Here is a 16,516-nt window from a genome sequence, read left to right as displayed (position 1 = left end):
TCCTTTCCCTCCGGAGGGGGGAAAGGTGGCGCTGCGAAGCAGCGACGGATTGGGGGAACCACGTGGCAATCAAGCCTCGGCCTGATCAGTTGCGCCAGTCACAGAAGATGTGTGCATAGCGTAGCCCACTTCGTGGGGCGAGGAACCCGAACGGCGCCGCTTGTCCATTTGCATCGCTGGCTGAAAACATGCAGACATGGCGCCCGACGCGAGCGGTGCCAGAGGAATCAGCATGGTGGCGGTAGAGACAGTGCAGCGCGCATCGGGGCGCGGCATCTGGGGGTGGATGTTCTTCGACTGGGCGGCGCAGCCTTTCTTCACCGTCGTCACGACCTTCATCTTCGGACCCTATTTTGTCTCGCGCATGGCGAGCGATCCGACTGCCGGGCAGGCCGCGTGGGGTTACGGCATTGCCGCCGCGGGCCTGGTCATCGCAGTGCTGTCGCCGGTGCTCGGCTCGATCGCCGACCAGACCGGGCCGCGCAAGCCGTGGATCGCCTTCTTCGCGGCCATCAAGATCGCCAGCCTCACGCTTTTGTGGTTCGCGGCGCCGGGCTCCAACCTTTTCCTGGTCGTGCTCTTGTTCTCGCTGGCTTCGGTGGCGGCCGAATTCTCCACCGTGTTCAACGATTCCATGATGCCGCGGCTGGTGCCGAAGGAAGAGATCGGCCGGATCTCCAACATGGCCTGGGGGCTCGGCTATCTCGGCGGCATGATCGCGCTGATCTTCGTGGTGCTGTTCCTGGCCGGCAATCTCGAAACCGGCAAGACGCTCATCGGCCTCGATCCGTTGTTCGGACTCGATCCGAAACTCGGCGAGGATGCGCGCTTCACAGGGCCGATGTCGGCCGGCTGGTATTTCCTGTTCATCCTGCCGATGTTCTTCTTCACGCCGGACGCCACCAAGGGGATCCCGATCGGGCCGGCAGTGCGCGAGGGCCTGTCCGAGCTGAAGTCGACGCTTGCCGAGGTGCGCCAGCGCAGCGGCATCCTGCGCTTCCTCTTGGCCCGCATGATCTATCAGGACGGCGTCAACGCGCTGCTGGCGCTCGGCGGCACGTTCGCGGCCGGCATGTTCCAGTGGTCGATCACCGAGATCGGCCTGTTCGGCATCATTCTCAACATCGTCGCCATCTTCGGCTGCTGGATCGCGGCGCGGCTCGATACAGCGCTGGGCTCGAAGCATGTGGTGATGATCGCGCTGGTGATGCTGTCGGTCGCCACCATCGGCGTCGTCTCCACCGGACCGGGCTTCACGCTGCTCGGCCTGATCCCGCTGCCGACCGCCGATTCCGGCGGCCTGTTCGGCACAGCGGCCGAGAAAGCCTATATCCTCTACGGCCTGCTGATCGGGCTTGCCTTCGGTCCGGTGCAGGCGTCATCGCGATCCTATATGGCGCGCAGCGTGACCGCCGCCGAGTCCGGCCGCTATTTCGGCATCTATGCGCTGGCCGGTCGGGCGACGAGCTTCCTGGCGCCGTTTATGGTGGCGAGCATCACCACCATCAGCGATTCGCCGCGGCTCGGCATGGCGGCGATCATCCTGTTCCTCGGCATCGGCATGGCGATCCTGGCGGGGACACCCTATCCGGCGGATAAGCGGTAGTATTTCCCTTCTCCCCTTGTGGGAGAAGGTGGATCGGCGCGGAGCGCCGAGACGGATGAGGGGTGCTCCAGCTTGGCGAACATGCTCGTCGAAAGCTGCAATCGCCCACGCCTCATTCCCTGGAGCACCCTCATCCGTCGCCTTCGGCGACACCTTCTCCCGCAGGGGGAGAAGGAAGAAGCGCTAATGCCTGAAATGCCTTACGCCGGTGAACACCATGGCGATGCCGTGCTCGTCGGCGGCGGCGATGACGTCGTCGTCGCGCATCGAGCCGCCCGGCTGGATGACCGCTGTGGCGCCGGCCTCGATCGCCGACAAGAGCCCGTCGGCGAAGGGGAAGAAGGCGTCCGAGGCGACGACCGAGCCCCTGGTCAGCGGCTCGGCGAGGCCCGCCGCTTCGGCAGCGTCCAGCGCCTTGCGGGCGGCGATGCGCGAGGAATCGACGCGGCTCATCTGGCCGGCGCCGATGCCGACGGTCGCGCCGTCCCTGGCATAGACGATGGCATTGGACTTGACATGCTTGGCGATGCGGAAGGCGAATTTGAGGTCGGCCATCTCGGCCGGCGTCGGCGGGCGCTTCGTCACCACCTTGAGCTCGAGATCGTCGACGACCGCATTGTCGCGGCCTTGCACCAGCAGTCCGCCGGCGACGGATTTCACCGTCGTGCCGGCGGCGCGGGGATCGGGCAGGCCGCCGGTGACCAGCAGGCGCAAATTCTTCTTCGCCGCGACGATGGCGACGGCCTCGTCGGTGGCGTCCGGCGCGATGATCACCTCGGTGAAGGTCTTGACGATCTCTTCCGCCGCGTCGGCGTCGAGGATGCGGTTCATGGCGACGATGCCGCCGAAGGCCGAGACCGGATCGCAGGCCAACGCCTTGGCGTAGGCCGCCTTCAGCGATGAGCCTTCGGCAACGCCGCAGGGGTTGGCATGCTTGATGATAGCGACCGCCGCCGAGCGCGCCGGATCGAACTCGCCGACCAACTCGAAAGCGGCATCGGTGTCGTTGATGTTGTTGTAGGAGAGCTGCTTGCCTTGCAACTGCTTTGCCGTTGCCACGCCCGGCCGCTTGTCTCCCGACAGGTAGAAGCCTGCGCCCTGATGCGGGTTCTCGCCATAGCGCATCACCTGGTCGAGCCGGCCGCCGAACGCGCGCCATGTCGGGTGCTCGATCTCCAGCGTCTCGGCGAACCAGCCGGAGATCGCGGCGTCATAGGTGGCCGTGCGGGCAAAGGCCTTGGCCGCCAGCATCTTGCGGAAGTCGAGCGACAGCGAGCCCAGATTCATCTCCAGCGCGTTGACGACGGAAGCATAGTCGGCCGGGTCGGTGACGATGGCGACGTAGGCGTGGTTCTTGGCCGAGGCGCGGATCATCGCCGGCCCGCCGATGTCGATGTTCTCGACGATCGAGGCATAGCCGGCGCCGGAGCGGCGGACGTCCTCGAACGGATAGAGATTGCAGACAACGAGGTCGATCGGCTCGATGTTGTGGTCGTGCATGGCCTTGGCATGCTCGGCGTCGTCGCGGATGCCGAGCAGCGCGCCATGCACCGACGGATGCAAGGTCTTCACCCGACCGTCCATGATCTCGGGAAAGCCGGTGAGGTCGGAAACGTCGCGGACCGCCAAGCCCGCCCCGGCGAGGGCCTTTGCCGTGCCGCCAGTCGAAACCAGCTCGACCCCGGCGGCGGCGAGCGCCTTGGCGAAATCGACCAAGCCTGTCTTGTCGAAGACGGAAAGCAGCGCGCGGCGCACCGGAACGAGGTCAGGCGCCGGAATGTTTTTTGTGGGCACGGCCATGGCGGGCGGCCTTTCAGAGCTGTTGGCAGGGACGTTGGCCGGCCCTAGCATATGAGCCCCGGAAATCAAGTGAGTCCGGGATCAGCGCGCAGCCGTTTGCCAGCCAGCCTCAGTTGTTTTCGGAATAGCCGGAAATAACTGTGCGGGTCAGCTGCCAGTGGACCTCGGCAATTTCCGAGGCCTTGAAGGCGAGCACGATCTGCCGGCTGCGGCGCGGGCCGCCCAATCCGGCGAAGTAGATCGATTCTTCGACCTCCGGCGCCATTTCGGCGCAGGTGAAGACCCAGCTGTCGCCCTGCGCGCCGGCGAGCGTCAGGCGGTCGTGGTCGTCCTGCAGCAGGCTGATGTCTGGGTGGACGTGGAAGCGCACCGTGACGAAGTCGCGGCCGTTGTTGCGGATCGCGGCATTGCCCGGGCGCAGGAACCGATCGCGGCCGGCAAGCACGTTGCCGTTGCTGGTCAGCTTCAACTCGCGCTCATGCAGGAAGCCGAACTGCTGGACATAGCCGTCATGGCGGGCGACGAAGCCTTGCATGCCCTTCTGGTCGAGGCGCTTGCAGGGCACATGCTGCGGGCCGCCGATCAGCGGCGATCCCAAAAGGTCGCTGACGCGCAGCGAGTGGCTGAAGCGCGCCGACGAGGTGTCGTTGAGCGTGGCGGTCGAATGCGCGGCGGTGGCGCGGGCCAGCGGCCGGAATTCCGGGGCGCCATAAGTGTCGATGCCGGCATTGACGATGAAGTGCTGGCGCCCGGAGGAGAGCTCGAAGGCGAGGCAGCCGGCATGTGCTGCGTTGGAGACGTCGACCGGCGGCGGCAGGCCGGTGTCGGCGATCACCGTCACGCCGCCCATCGACAGGCGCTCGTAGCCGGAATGCGGCGCGTGCAGCAGCGGCGCGCCCACCGTGTCGTCATGGCGCATGATGGTGGCGATGCGGTCGTGGATGGTGGCGCCCATGCCGTTGAAGCGGGCAAGGCTGCCGTCCTGATGGCGAAAGAAACGCAGCGCCGGCAACATCCGGTCGATGGCGCCGATCAAGGCCGACGGCGGCGCCTCGGCCTGGTTGGCATAGGTCTGGCGCAACGGCAGAAGATCGGCCAGCAGCTCGAGCACCGCCATCGGCTTGCGCGAGATATGGCCGCCATCGGGCAGGATCTGATGCTCGAGCTCCTCGGCCAGGTTGCGTGTCGCGGCACGCAGCGCCGAGGCCGGCGCCGGCAGGGACAGCGCGGCGAAGGCGAGCGCGATGCGGGCGCGCAGCCTGGCCTCGCCATCGGGCATCTCGCGCACCATCGAGCGGAGATAGCGGATCTGCACGGCGAGCGATTTCAGGAACGCGCGATAGAAAGGGAATTCGGCGCCCTGCAGCACCACCGAGGAGTGCTGCAGCCAGGCGATCACCCGCTTGGCCGTCGTTCCCGGCTCCCAGGCGATGCCGGAGATCTGGTTGCCATGCATGGCGATCCAGTCGGTCACCAGGGCTCTCGCGTTGGCGGCGGCGAGCTCGGTGCCGGTGGCGCGCATGTGGCGCAGCCAGCGGAAGCCATGCAACGATTTCTGCCAGCCGCGATTGGGCACGTCGAGCTGAAAAGGCGACTTGCCGCCGGTCTCGACCAAATGGCCGGACAGCGGGTAGCGGCCGTAATAGATCTCCAGCGCGATCTGCGGATCGGCAAGCCGCAGATCCGGCGGGGCGATCAGGACGCGTTCGGGCGTGCGGCCGGAATAGCGCCAGCGATAGATCGGCCCGGCGCGGAGGCGCCGACGCGTTTTGCGCCAGAACTCCCTCGCGACAAGCGTCCAAAGACGCGTCGTGCTGCCGGCAACAAGTGCCAATAGCCCTCCTGATGTCCCCATAACCCAAGCACAAGCTTATGCGATTCAAGAACTTATGCGAAGGCGGATTTCGCCGAAGTGAACCGCTTCACGCCGCCTTGCCCGTGCCGTCGCTAAAAAAGTCAGCAAATTTTATGAGATAACGTCTCAATCGGCCCGTCTCATCCGCGCGGCAAAGAAGCCGTCCAGGCCTGAAATCCCGGGCGTTTCCAGCGCGAGGTCGGCCGGCGTGGTGCGCAACATACCCTCCAGGGTCAGAAACGGATCGACGCCGGCAAATTCGCCAGGCCGGATCGGATCGGCGACGACGCCGGGGCTCCCGGCGAGGAAATCGCGATAAAGCTCCTCGCCTTCGATCGGGTCGAGCGAGCAGTTGGAGAACACGATCCGTCCGCCGGGCCTGACGAGGGTAACGGCATGGGCAAGCAGCCGACGCTGGAGATCGGCGAGTTTTTCGACATCGGCCATGGTCTTGGTCCATGGCACGTCGGGATGGCGGCGCACCGTGCCGGTCGAGGAGCAGGGCGCATCGAGCAGCACGGCGTCGAACAATTGTGCCGGCCGGTAATCCAGGAGGTCGGTCTGGACGAGCTCGGCGGTCAGGCCAAGGCGCTCGAGATTCTGACTGAGCCGCGCCAGCCGGTTCTTCGAGGTGTCGATCGCGGTCACCTCGGCGCCGGCCAGAATAAGCTGCGCCGTCTTGCCGCCGGGCGCGGCGCACAGGTCGGCGACGCGCTGGCCTCTGATGTCGCCGAACAGGCGTGCCGGCAGGCTTGCCGCCGCATCCTGCACCCACCAGGCGCCGTCGGCGAAACCGGGGAGGTCGATGACATTGGCGGCGAGCTTCTCGACGCGTACGGTTCCGGTCGGCAGCACGATGCCGCCCAAACGCTCGGCCCAGAGCGCCGGATCGGCCTTGACGGTGAAGTCTACGGGCGCCTCGTGGCGATGGGCGGCAAGGATGGCGCGCGCCTTGTCGGCTCCGTAAGCGGCGGTCAGCCGCTCGGAGAACCATTGCGGCGCCTCGCTGGTGGCGGCAAGCGCCGGGGCAAGCTCAGCCTCCTTGGCGCGCGCCAGCGAACGCAGCACGCCGTTGACGAGCCCGGAGAAACGCAGCGTTCGCGGATCGGATTTGGCGTGGGTGACGGCAAGGTCGACGGCGGCGCTGTCGGGAACATCCAGAAACAGGATCTGCGCGGCGGCGACATTGAGGATATGCGAGAGCGCCGTGGCATTGGCCGGCAGCGGCTTTTCCAGGCGCTTGGACAGCAGCCCGGCAATGGTCATGCGGTGGCGCAGCGCCGTGACCAGGATGGCGCGCACCAGCGCCCGGTCGCGGCCGTCCAGCGCCTTGTATTGCGGATGGCCATGCTCGTTGTCGGTCAACCCATCGAGCGGCGTGCCGGCATCGATGACGGCGGCAAGCAGCCGCGCCGCCGCCTTGCGTGCGGCAAGGCCGGCGACGTTCTCGTCACCAGCCCTGTGTTGCGGATTGCCTAACTGTCCGCGCCTCGGCGGCGTCACGACCAGGGACCCTTCGACCGGACATTGCGCGGTCCGGTCGGGTTGCGGCCCCAGGGATTGGGCTTTGGCGGCGCCGGCTCAGCCTCCGCTGGCGGCGGGTCCGCCGGCTTGCCCCATGGCCCCGCCGACGGCTCTTGGGGCTGGATGGGTGGCGGAGAAGCCCGGCGCCGGGCGGCCGGCGATGCGCCGCCCATCGCGCGCGCCATCTCCTGCAGCGCGGCGATGCGGTTCTCGGTGCTCGGGTGGGTCGAGAACAGATTGTCCATGCGCTCGCCATGCAGAGGATTGATGATGAAAAGATGCGCCATCGCCGGATTGCGCTCGGCATCCTCATTGGGGATCTGTTCGGCGCCGCGCGCGATCTTGTTGAGCGCCGAAGCCAGCCACAACGGGTTGCCGCAGATCTCGGCGCCGCGCCGGTCGGCTTCGTATTCGCGGGTGCGGCTCACCGCCATCTGCACGATCATCGCGGCGAGTGGCGCAACGATCATCGCTACAAGCACGCCGACAAAGCCGAACGGATTGTTGTTCTCGCGGCTGCCGCCGAAGAAAAAGGCGAAATTGCCGAGCATCGAGATGGCGCCGGCGAGCGTCGCCACGATCGTCATGGTCAGCGTGTCGCGATGCTGCACATGGGCAAGCTCATGCGCCATCACCGCCGCGACCTCTTCATGGGAGAGCCGCTCGAGCAGACCGGTGGACGCCGCAACGGCAGCATTTTCCGGATTGCGGCCGGTGGCGAAGGCGTTGGGCTGCGGGTTGTCGATCAGATAGGTCTTCGGCATCGGCAGGCCGGCCTGCTTGGCCAGCGCCTGCACGATCGCGTAATATTCGGGCGCGTTCTTCGCGTCGACCTCGACGGCGCGATTCATCGACAGCACCATCTTGTCGGCGTTCCAATAGCTGAACAAATTGGTGCCGGCGGCGATCAGAAGCGCGATGACCATGCCGCTCGGGCCGCCGATCAGATAACCGACGCCCATGAACAGCGCCGTCATCGCGGCAAGAAGCATGGCGGTGCGAAGCGTGTTCATCGTTTCATCCGTCTGTGGTCGGGGCGAATAGGAGTCGATCCTCTCGGTTTCATGGCTATATGATGGGAAACGGTCGCTCCCGTTTCAATCGGCAAGGACTTATCGCATGATCGAAGAGCCAGGCAAAACCGAAGCTGCGGACGCCAGCGAAAGGCCGCAAAAGACGCTGACGCCGGAAGCACAGCGGGCGCTGGCTGAAGCCGAGGCCAGGCGCAAGCTCTACCGAGAAGCGGAAGCGGCGATCCCGAAGGAAATCGGCGGCCGCGGCGGCAAGGAGCCTGGCCGCTACGGCGACTGGGAGGTGAAAGGCCTCGCCAGCGACTTCTGACGAGAACCGGTTCCCGAGCGCGGAAATCTTGACCGGGCGGATAGTGGTCACGCAGATTGCATGCGTAGGCGCGGAATCAGCCACACCTTGGCGATTGGCCGAAGCCTCCGTGACGTCGTCATCCACGGGCGGAGCGACGCGAAGCGGAGCGCAGACCCGAGGATCCATTCCGTGACCTTGGCCGAGGAACGCAGCGAAGCAGAATTCCGCGCCGTGGCAACGCCTCGACGTCACGGAATGGATTCTATGGTCTGCGCGCGTCGCTTCGCTCCTTGCTCCGCCATAGTCCGCCATAGAATGACGATCGCGATGGGCGTTCGGCCAATCGAAACGAACGGTGAAAATCTCGCCTGCTGACAGCCTGCAATCCGTCAAAGTCGCTGTACGAGCTACTAGGCCGCAGCCCGTGTCGGCGACAACGCGATAAAACCGGTATCGTCGACCACAATGCCGATTTCGTCATAGGAACGGATTGTCGGGTGCGGCGTGACCAGCGGGTGGACATGCGTGGCGCTGATCACCACCACCGACGCGCCGGAGGCCTCGCCTGCCGCGATGCCCGCCGGCGCATCCTCGAAGACCAGGCAGTCGCGCGCCTCAACGCCGAGACGCTTTGCCGCCAAAAGGAAGCAGTCCGGCGCCGGCTTGCCATGGGTGACATCTTCCGCCGTGACCATCATGGCGGGAACCGGAATACCGGCCGCCTCGATGCGCAGCAGCGCCAGCTCGCGCGGCGCCGAGGTAACGATCGCCCAGCGCTCCGGCGGCAGCGATTGCAGAAACGCGATGGCACCAGGAATCGGGACGATGCCTTCGAGGTCCTCCGCCTCGGCCTTGAGTAGCGCATCGGCTTCGGCGACGGCGTCGACGCCCGGCAGCTTCAGTCCCGCGATCGTCTCGATCGCGCGCTTGCCATGGATCGTGGGCAGGAAGCTCGCCACGTCGAGGCCGTGACGCTCCGCCCATTTTGCCCACACCCGTTCTGCCGCGGCGATCGAGTTGAGCACCGTGCCGTCCATGTCGAACAGGAAGGCAGCGAATTTTGAGCCTGCAAACATAGAATGTCCTGGAGAATCGTTTTCGGGAGGGGCGAAACGCAAAGCCCAGTTTAGACCGGCCGGCACCGCCTGAGAAGGCGAGAGGCCCACCATTTCATCCCGGCACGGGAACAAGCTCCGGCTCGCGGCGTTGAACGGGCAGTCTTTCCAAAATCATCAAGGGGGGCATGCGATGCTGATCCGGCTCGGCTATGAAATCGCCATCGAATGCGCGGCCGTGACGCCGATCATCTCGCTTCTCGACATCCATCCGGACCGCCATGCCGACATCAAGCGGCAGACGCGGGTTCTGACCTCGCCCTCAGTGCCGACCCGGACCTATCGCGACCGCCACGGCAATATCTGCCGTCGTTTCACGGCGCCGGCAGGCAACTTCCGCATCCTCTATGACGCGGCGGTCGAGGACAGCGGCGAGACCGACGAGGTGAACACGCTGGCGCACGAAACGCCGGTCGCGGAACTGCCGGACGATGTGCTGGTCTATCTGCTCGGCAGCCGCTATTGCGAGACCGACCATCTCAGCGACACCGCCTGGCAGCTTTTCGGCCAGCTGCCGCCCGGCTGGGCACGCGTCCAGGCGATCGTCGATTATGTAAACAGCCGGCTTTCCTTCGGCTACGGCTATGCGCGCGCCACACGCACGGCGGCCCAGGCGCATGAGGAGCGTGTCGGGGTGTGCCGCGATTTCGCGCATCTGGCGATCGCGCTTTGCCGATGCATGAACATTCCGGCGCGCTATGTGAACGGCTATCTCGGCGATATCGGCGTGCCGGCCGACCCGGCGCCGATGGATTTCTCGGCCTGGATGGAAGTCTTCCTCGACGGCAAATGGTACACGTTCGATCCGCGCCACAACCGGCCCCGCATCGGCCGCGTCGTCATCGCGCGCGGCCGCGACGCCACCGACGTGCCGCTGCTGCACAGTTTCGGCCCGCACCGGCTCACCCTGTTCAAGGTCTGGACCTACGAGCAGGAAGGCAACCGCTTCAATCCCCCGCATCACGGCGTCGATCGGACGGCCAGCGCGCAGATGCTGGGGTAGGTTCTGTCGATATTCAGGTGAGGCCGGCCTGCGAAGGACGGCCTCCTGCGCTTCCGGTGCTCACGTACTTTAAGCACGCTCCGATCCGGTTCTCGGAAGCCGCCCTTCTCGACTCGGCTGACCCGAATCTCAACAGACCCTGCGCTGCGCCATGTTTCACCGGAGCCGCTGACCCGCTTCGGCACAGTTCGATTGTGCCGAAGAGAGAACGACCGCGACAGTCTTCAAGACTATGGTAAGCGCTTCATGAAGGTCGCGTTTCCAAGGCATTTTCGTTTACTTCCGGTTCACCTTCAGATTTGCCGAAAGTCAGCAAAAACAACGGATTAACCTCTTGTTAATCGCCTTACGGCGGCTTCTGGCCGAAATCCTGCAACGCCTCTGCCGAGCGGCACGGTGCCGCGGACAGTGGAGGCGGAAGGGATGCGGCAGTTCAGAGGTGTCGTTCGTGGGGTGGACGGCTTTGCCCGCAACCGCGAAGGCAATTTCGCGGTACTGTTCGGAGCTGCCGCATCGGTCCTCGCGCTGGGGGTGGGATTCGCGGTCAACATCTCGCAACTCTACAATGCGAGATCGAGCCTGCAGGGCGTCGTCGACGCCGCCGTGACCTCGACGGCCCGCGATCTCACCCTCGGCGTCATCACGGAAACCGATGCCAACAAAACGGTGCAGGCGTTTCTCGACGCCAACAGCACGGCCGGCATCCTGCAGGCCAACCAGATCGTGCTCGACAGGCTCACGGTCAACAGGACGGCCAACACCGTACAGGCCGATGCGCATGTCGATGTCGGCCTCTATTTTCCGCTGTTCAGCACCAGCACCATGCGCCGCGTGACTGCCTCGACCTCGGCGCTCTATTCCGACAAGACCGTCGAGGTGGCGATGATGCTCGACGTCACCGGTTCCATGCGGGCCAGAAGATCAAGGACCTGAGGACGGCGGCGAGCAACGCGGTCAATTCCTTCCTTACCGGCCAGAACGCCGCCAATCCTCGGGTGCGGGTGGCGATTGTGCCTTATGCGAATTCCGTCAATGCCGGATCGCTTGCCGCAGGTTCGGTCTTCGTCGAGACCAAGGCCAGCGAGCGCAAGCAGGCGCCGGGCAATGACGATCCGCAGTATGTTTCGGCGTCGACGCGGCCGGACAATTGCGCGACCGAGCGCAAAGGCGCCTATCAATATTCGGATGCTGGCCCCGAGGTCAGCATGGTCAACCGCGATCTCTTTTTGTCCGACTTCGCCAGGCAGAGCCGCACTCGGGCCTGTCCGGTCGCGACAATTCAGCCGCTGACCACGGATGCCTCGGCTCTGAACAACGTGATCAAAGACCTCGATGCCTCCGGCGGCACGGCGGGCCATATCGGCGTGCAGTGGGCCTGGTACATGCTGTCGGAAAACTGGGGCGGGGTGATGAAGGCCTCGGAGCGGCCGGCGAAGATGGATCCGAAGAAGGTGGCGAAATACGCGATCCTGATGACGGATGGCGAATTCAACCTGTCCTATTTCGACGCCAACGACCCGGATCAGGTCTACAACGATGCCGGCAAGGTACAGACACGCACCGCCGCGACGACACTGTGCGCGGCGATGCAAGACCAGGGCATCGAGATATTCACCATCGGCTTTGCGCTCACCGAGAAAAACGCCAAGTCGACGCTGCAGGCCTGCGCCAGTCCGGATACCGGAAACACCAAACATTTCTATCAGGCGGCCAACGGCGCCGAGCTCGATCAGGCGTTTCAGGATATCGTGCGCAACATCGACAAGCTGACGGTAACCAGATAGCGGCCGCGAGAAAATCGTACAACGAGGGTGTTCAAACGGAAAAGGCCGCCGCTTCTTGACGAAGCCGGCGGCCTTCCGTGTTTCCGTCCATGACGCGGCTTCCGGCGGCAGCCCCATCGGGCTACCTGCCGCGCGTCTCGCGCCTTAACGGGAAGACTGCTTCCCGAAAGTGCAATCCGCTGAGCTCACGTTATGGAAAACGAAATCACTCGACATCGGATCACCTCCTTTCAGTTCGTTGAACACACACAGATGATGGGGTGCGTCGCGGCAAATGGCAAGGTGCCGCAACGGAATGGCAGGCGGGAAATCCCTGCCCGCGGTGTTTTTGGGCAACAGATCGGGATTGCGCTACGCAGGCCAGTTGGATGACAGTGGCGCCCGGGAGGGCCCGCATTCGACGCATCGGGAGGTGAGAATGGACGCCGCCGACAAAGCCGCGCGGATCGCACGAACGGTCGTCGAGACGCTGAAACCGGGTTTCGCGGTCAAGCTCTGGACCGGCGAGCGCATCGGTCCCGCCGGCGGTCCGGTGCTCACCATCAACGACCAGGATATCGTCTGGCAATTGCTTCGCCGGCCGCGCTTCTCGACGCTGGTCGAGATGTGGATTTCCAAGACCATCGACATCGAAGAAGGCACGCTGTTCGATTTCTACGCGCTGCCTTCGCAAGGCAAGCTCAAGACGAAGCTCAGATCGTTGCCGAAGCTGACGATTTTGCGCGACCTGCCGGCGGTGCTTTTCTCGCGCAAACAAATGACGGCGCGCAGCGATCTTTCCGGCCGCAACCCTTATGTCAGCGGGTCGAACAAGGAGGCGATCCGGCACCATTACGACATTTCGAACGCCTTCTATCGGCTCTTCCTCGACGAGCGCATGGTCTACAGCTGCGGTTATTTCAGGGATTTCGCCAACGGCATCGATCAGGCGCAGATCGACAAGCTCGACCATATCTGCCGCAAGCTCAGGCTCAAGCCGGGCGAAACGTTGCTCGACATCGGCTGCGGCTGGGGCGCGATGCTGATCCACGCGGCGAAACATTACGGCGTCGTCGGCCACGGCGTCTCGCTGTCGCAGGCCCAGACCGAGCTTGCCCGCGAGCGCATTCGCGCCGAGGGGCTGCAGGACCGCATCACCATCGAAATAAAGTCCTATGCCGAGCTCTCTGGCAGCTTCGACAAGATCTCGTCGATCGGTATGTTTGAGCATTTGGGGATCGCCAACCACGCTGCCTATTTCTCGACTGTCCACCGCCTGCTGAAACCCGGCGGCATCTATCTGCACCACGCCATCACCCGGCGCAGCAAGGGCGACCTGAAGAAGACCCTGCGCAAGGGGCCGGAATACAAGGCCCTGATCAAATACATCTTTCCCGGCGGCGAGCTCGACACGATCGGCATGACGCTCGGCAATCTCGAGGCGCATGGCTTCCTGGTCTATGACGTGGAAAACCTGCGCGAGCATTATGCGCAAACCTGCCGCCTGTGGGCGGAGCGCCTCAGTGCACGCTTCGACGAGGCGGTCGCCGAGGTCGGCGAGCCCAAGGCGCGGCTGTGGCTGCTCTATCTGACGGGTTGCTCGATCACCTTCGAGCGCGCCTCGGCGCAGATTTTCCAGACCGTCGCCACCAGGCGCGCCCGCGGCCCGAGCGGCCTGCCGCCGACACGGGCGGATTTGTACCGGTAGACCCGACCCGCTTCAGTCCATCAAGCGCATCGGCGCGCCGAGCTCGATCCGTGCCGGCCGGTCGACCGTGCAGTAGACGCCGAGATTATGGGCATTGTGGCGTACCAAATTGCGCAGGATGCCGGGATCGGTGTCGAAACCGTCCTGGGCGATGATGGTGAAGCCGCAGCGGCGGCACGGTTCGGAGACGGTGAGCAGCAGATCGCCGACCGCGAGCTTCCTGCCGATCCATTGCGTCTCCGGAAAGGCGCTTTCGACCGGGTCCATCTCGACGACGATGTTGGGCCGGAAGCGGCGCGGATCGGGCACGCCTTCGGGATGCAGCGCCTTCAGTCTGGCCAGCGAGGCGGTGGTGAGCAGATGGATCGGCGCCTTGGCATAGCGGGCCTCGGTCAACGGGCCGGTGTAGCCGGGCGCCGCGTTCTCCGCGCCGAACGGCCGGATCGAGGCCTCGAAGCCGAGAAAGGCCGATACCGTGCGGTCGCTTTCAGGATCCGGCGCCGGCAGCCATTCGCCGCCGGGCACCGCCACTTCGAGCCGCCATTCCTTGTTCATCGGGGCCTCGCTCAGCCGGGTGCGAATCAGCGGCACCTTGTGCCACTTGGCCTCGCGGTCGGGCCTGGCGATCTCGCCGTCGGAAGCATCAACCAGTCCGAACAGCCGGTCGCCGTCGACGGTCTTCAGCCCGACGGAGATGGCGTCACGCCGCTCGCCGGCGAGCGAGCTCGCCGGATAGCGCCAGAGCTGGCTGACCGTGCCGAGGATTGCCTCGCCGGCCATCAGCCCTTCTTGTTCTGCCGGTTGGCGACGAGATCGTCGACCACGGCCGGATCGGCCAGCGTCGAGGTGTCGCCGAGCGCGCCGAAATCGTCCTCGGCGATCTTGCGCAGGATGCGCCGCATGATCTTGCCCGAACGGGTCTTCGGCAGGCCCGGCGCGAACTGGATCTTGTCGGGCGTGGCGATGGCGCCGATCTCCTTGCGGACATGCGCGACCAGCTCCTTGCGCAATTCCTCGCTCGATTGGGTGCCGGCCATCAGCGTGACATAGCAATAGATGCCCTGGCCCTTGATGTCGTGTGGGTAGCCGACGACGGCGGCTTCCGACACCTTGTCATGGCTGACCAGGGCCGATTCCACCTCGGCCGTGCCCATGCGGTGGCCGGAAACGTTGATGACATCGTCGACGCGGCCGGTGATCCAGTAATAGCCGTCGGCGTCGCGCCGGCAGCCGTCACCGGTGAAGTATTTGCCCTTGTACGTCGAGAAATAGGTCTGCACGAAGCGGTCGTGGTCACCATACACGGTGCGCATCTGGCCGGGCCAGGAATCGGCGATGCAGAGATTGCCGTCGGTGGCGCCGTCCAGCACCTTGCCTTCGCCGTCGACCAGCTGCGGCTGGACGCCGAAGAAGGGCCGCGTGGCGGAACCCGCCTTGAGGTCGGTGGCGCCGGGCAGCGGCGTGATCATGATGCCGCCGGTCTCGGTCTGCCACCAGGTGTCGACGATCGGCACCTTGGCGTTGCCGACGACGTTGTAATACCACTCCCAGGCTTCCGGATTGATCGGCTCGCCGACCGAACCCAGCACGCGCAGCGACTTGCGCGAGGTCTTCTTCACATGGCTGTCGCCGGCGCCCATCAGCGCGCGCAGCGCCGTCGGCGCGGTGTAAAAGATGTTGACCTGGTGCTTGTCGATCACCTCCCAAAAGCGCGACTGCGAGGGATAGTTCGGCACGCCCTCGAACATCAGCGTCGTGGCGCCATTGGCCAAAGGCCCGTAGACGATGTAGCTGTGGCCGGTGACCCAGCCGACATCGGCGGTGCACCAGTAGATGTCGCCGTCATGGTAGTCGAAGACATATTGGTGCGTCATCGAGACATAGACGAGATAGCCGGCGGTGGTGTGCAGCACGCCCTTCGGCTTGCCAGTCGAGCCGGAGGTGTAGAGGATGAAAAGCGGGTCTTCCGCCTTCATCTTTTCCGGCTTGCAGTCGGCCTTAACGGTCTGCGCCTCTTCATGGTACCAGACGTCGCGTCCCGGCACCCAGCCGGTCTTGCCGCCGGTGCGGCGCACCACCACGACCTTTTCGACCTTGGTGCCGGCCTTGGCGGCGATGTCGATCGCCTTGTCGGTGTTGTCCTTGAGCGGGATCGGCTTGCCGCCGCGCAGGCCCTCGTCAGCGGTGATCACGATGGTCGATTTACAGTCGTCGATACGGCCGGCCAGCGCATCGGGCGAGAAGCCGCCGAACACGACCGAGTGGATCGCGCCGATACGCGTGCAGGCGAGCATGGCATAGGCCGCTTCCGGAATCATCGGCATGTAGATGGTGACGCGGTCGCCCTTCTTGATGCCATGCTTCTTCAGCACGTTGGCGAAGCGGCAGACATGCGCGTAGAGCTCGTTATAGGTGACCTTGCGGTCGTCATAGGGGTTGTCGCCTTCCCAGATGATGGCGGTCTGGTCACCGCGCTTCTTCAAATGCCGGTCGATGCAATTATAGGAAACGTTGGTCTGGCCGTCCTCGAACCACTTGATCGAGACCTTGCCGTCGAAGGAGGTGTTCTTGACCTTGGTAAAAGGCTTGAACCAATCGATGCGCTTGCCGTGCTTGCCCCAGAACTTATCCGGATTTTTCACGCTGTCGGCATACCATTTGAGATAGGTGTCGTTGTCGATCAACGCGTTCTTCTTCCACGCCGGCTGGACGCGGTGGACATGCACATCGGACATTTCTTTGCTTTCCTCCCAAACCATCCACCGGCTTGCGCCGCCGGCGCCATCGCAGCGAAGCGGCCGCGAATTCGCGGGCATTAT

The 16,516-nt window shown here is 64.7% G+C and carries 13 protein-coding genes; 6 read left to right on the top strand and 7 right to left on the bottom strand.

Translation table 11 applies throughout. The features are described 5' to 3' along the window. Positions 1-232: 232 nt before the first annotated feature. Entirely contained in the window at positions 233-1,606 is a 1,374-nt protein-coding gene (locus LB520_RS08765; RefSeq protein WP_224637206.1) for an MFS transporter, read from the top strand. Positions 1,607-1,789: 183 nt separating this feature from the next. Here the strand turns inward: LB520_RS08765 and purH are convergent, their stop codons facing one another. The 4 genes from purH to htpX form a co-directional block, all read right to left on the bottom strand. Next, positions 1,790-3,406 carry a bifunctional phosphoribosylaminoimidazolecarboxamide formyltransferase/IMP cyclohydrolase gene (gene purH, locus LB520_RS08760; protein WP_224637204.1) on the bottom strand — a complete coding sequence of 539 codons (1,617 nt, stop codon included), beginning with the start codon at positions 3,404-3,406 and terminating at the stop codon, positions 1,790-1,792. Positions 3,407-3,515: 109 nt separating this feature from the next. After that, a complete protein-coding gene (locus LB520_RS08755; RefSeq protein WP_411969866.1) occupies positions 3,516-5,261 on the bottom strand; it encodes a heparinase II/III family protein in 1,746 nt (581 codons plus the stop codon). Between the two features lie 126 nt (positions 5,262-5,387). Beyond that, complete coding sequence (locus tag LB520_RS08750; protein ID WP_411969865.1) at positions 5,388-6,764, bottom strand: RsmB/NOP family class I SAM-dependent RNA methyltransferase; 1,377 nt, start codon at positions 6,762-6,764, stop codon at positions 5,388-5,390. After that, positions 6,761-7,798, bottom strand: a complete 1,038-nt coding sequence (htpX, locus tag LB520_RS08745) for a zinc metalloprotease HtpX (RefSeq protein WP_224637202.1) — start codon at positions 7,796-7,798, stop codon at positions 6,761-6,763. The genes LB520_RS08750 and htpX overlap by 4 nt, the downstream gene beginning before the upstream one ends. A 106-nt stretch (positions 7,799-7,904) precedes the next feature. Between htpX and LB520_RS08740 the strand changes: the two genes are divergently transcribed. Continuing rightward, on the top strand, positions 7,905-8,126 hold the full coding sequence (locus tag LB520_RS08740) for a DUF1674 domain-containing protein (protein WP_224602057.1): 222 nt from the start codon (positions 7,905-7,907) through the stop codon (positions 8,124-8,126). 392 nt (positions 8,127-8,518) lie between these two features. On the opposite strand, the gene LB520_RS08735 is transcribed toward LB520_RS08740, so the two are convergent. Then, positions 8,519-9,184 carry an HAD-IA family hydrolase gene (locus tag LB520_RS08735; protein WP_224637201.1) on the bottom strand — a complete coding sequence of 222 codons (666 nt, stop codon included), beginning with the start codon at positions 9,182-9,184 and terminating at the stop codon, positions 8,519-8,521. Between the two features lie 172 nt (positions 9,185-9,356). On the opposite strand from LB520_RS08735, the gene LB520_RS08730 reads away from it, so the two are divergent. The 4 genes from LB520_RS08730 to LB520_RS08720 all read left to right on the top strand — a co-directional run bounded on the left by LB520_RS08730 (position 9,357) and on the right by LB520_RS08720 (position 13,697). Next, entirely contained in the window at positions 9,357-10,226 is an 870-nt protein-coding gene (locus LB520_RS08730) for a transglutaminase-like domain-containing protein (protein WP_224637200.1), read from the top strand. Positions 10,227-10,649: 423 nt separating this feature from the next. Further along, positions 10,650-11,159: a TadE/TadG family type IV pilus assembly protein gene (locus tag LB520_RS29265; RefSeq protein WP_318012083.1), complete on the top strand. Its 510-nt coding sequence runs from the start codon at positions 10,650-10,652 to the stop codon at positions 11,157-11,159. A 77-nt stretch (positions 11,160-11,236) separates the two neighbouring features. Next, positions 11,237-12,010: a VWA domain-containing protein gene (locus LB520_RS29260; RefSeq protein ID WP_318012082.1), complete on the top strand. Its 774-nt coding sequence runs from the start codon at positions 11,237-11,239 to the stop codon at positions 12,008-12,010. Positions 12,011-12,428: 418 nt separating this feature from the next. Beyond that, entirely contained in the window at positions 12,429-13,697 is a 1,269-nt protein-coding gene (locus tag LB520_RS08720) for an SAM-dependent methyltransferase (protein WP_224637199.1), read from the top strand. A gap of 12 nt (positions 13,698-13,709) precedes the next feature. Here LB520_RS08720 and LB520_RS08715 read toward each other — a convergent pair whose 3' ends face one another. Both LB520_RS08715 and acs read right to left on the bottom strand, forming a co-directional pair. Continuing rightward, complete coding sequence (locus LB520_RS08715; RefSeq protein WP_224637198.1) at positions 13,710-14,477, bottom strand: MOSC domain-containing protein; 768 nt, start codon at positions 14,475-14,477, stop codon at positions 13,710-13,712. Then, positions 14,477-16,432: an acetate--CoA ligase gene (acs, locus tag LB520_RS08710; RefSeq protein WP_224637197.1), complete on the bottom strand. Its 1,956-nt coding sequence runs from the start codon at positions 16,430-16,432 to the stop codon at positions 14,477-14,479. Before acs ends, LB520_RS08715 begins: the two co-directional genes overlap by 1 nt. Positions 16,433-16,516 lie beyond the last annotated feature (84 nt).

Source organism: Mesorhizobium sp. CA12 (assembly GCF_020165255.1).
Lineage (GTDB): Bacteria > Pseudomonadota > Alphaproteobacteria > Rhizobiales > Rhizobiaceae > Mesorhizobium.
This window is presented reverse-complemented; position numbering and strand designations above follow the sequence as displayed.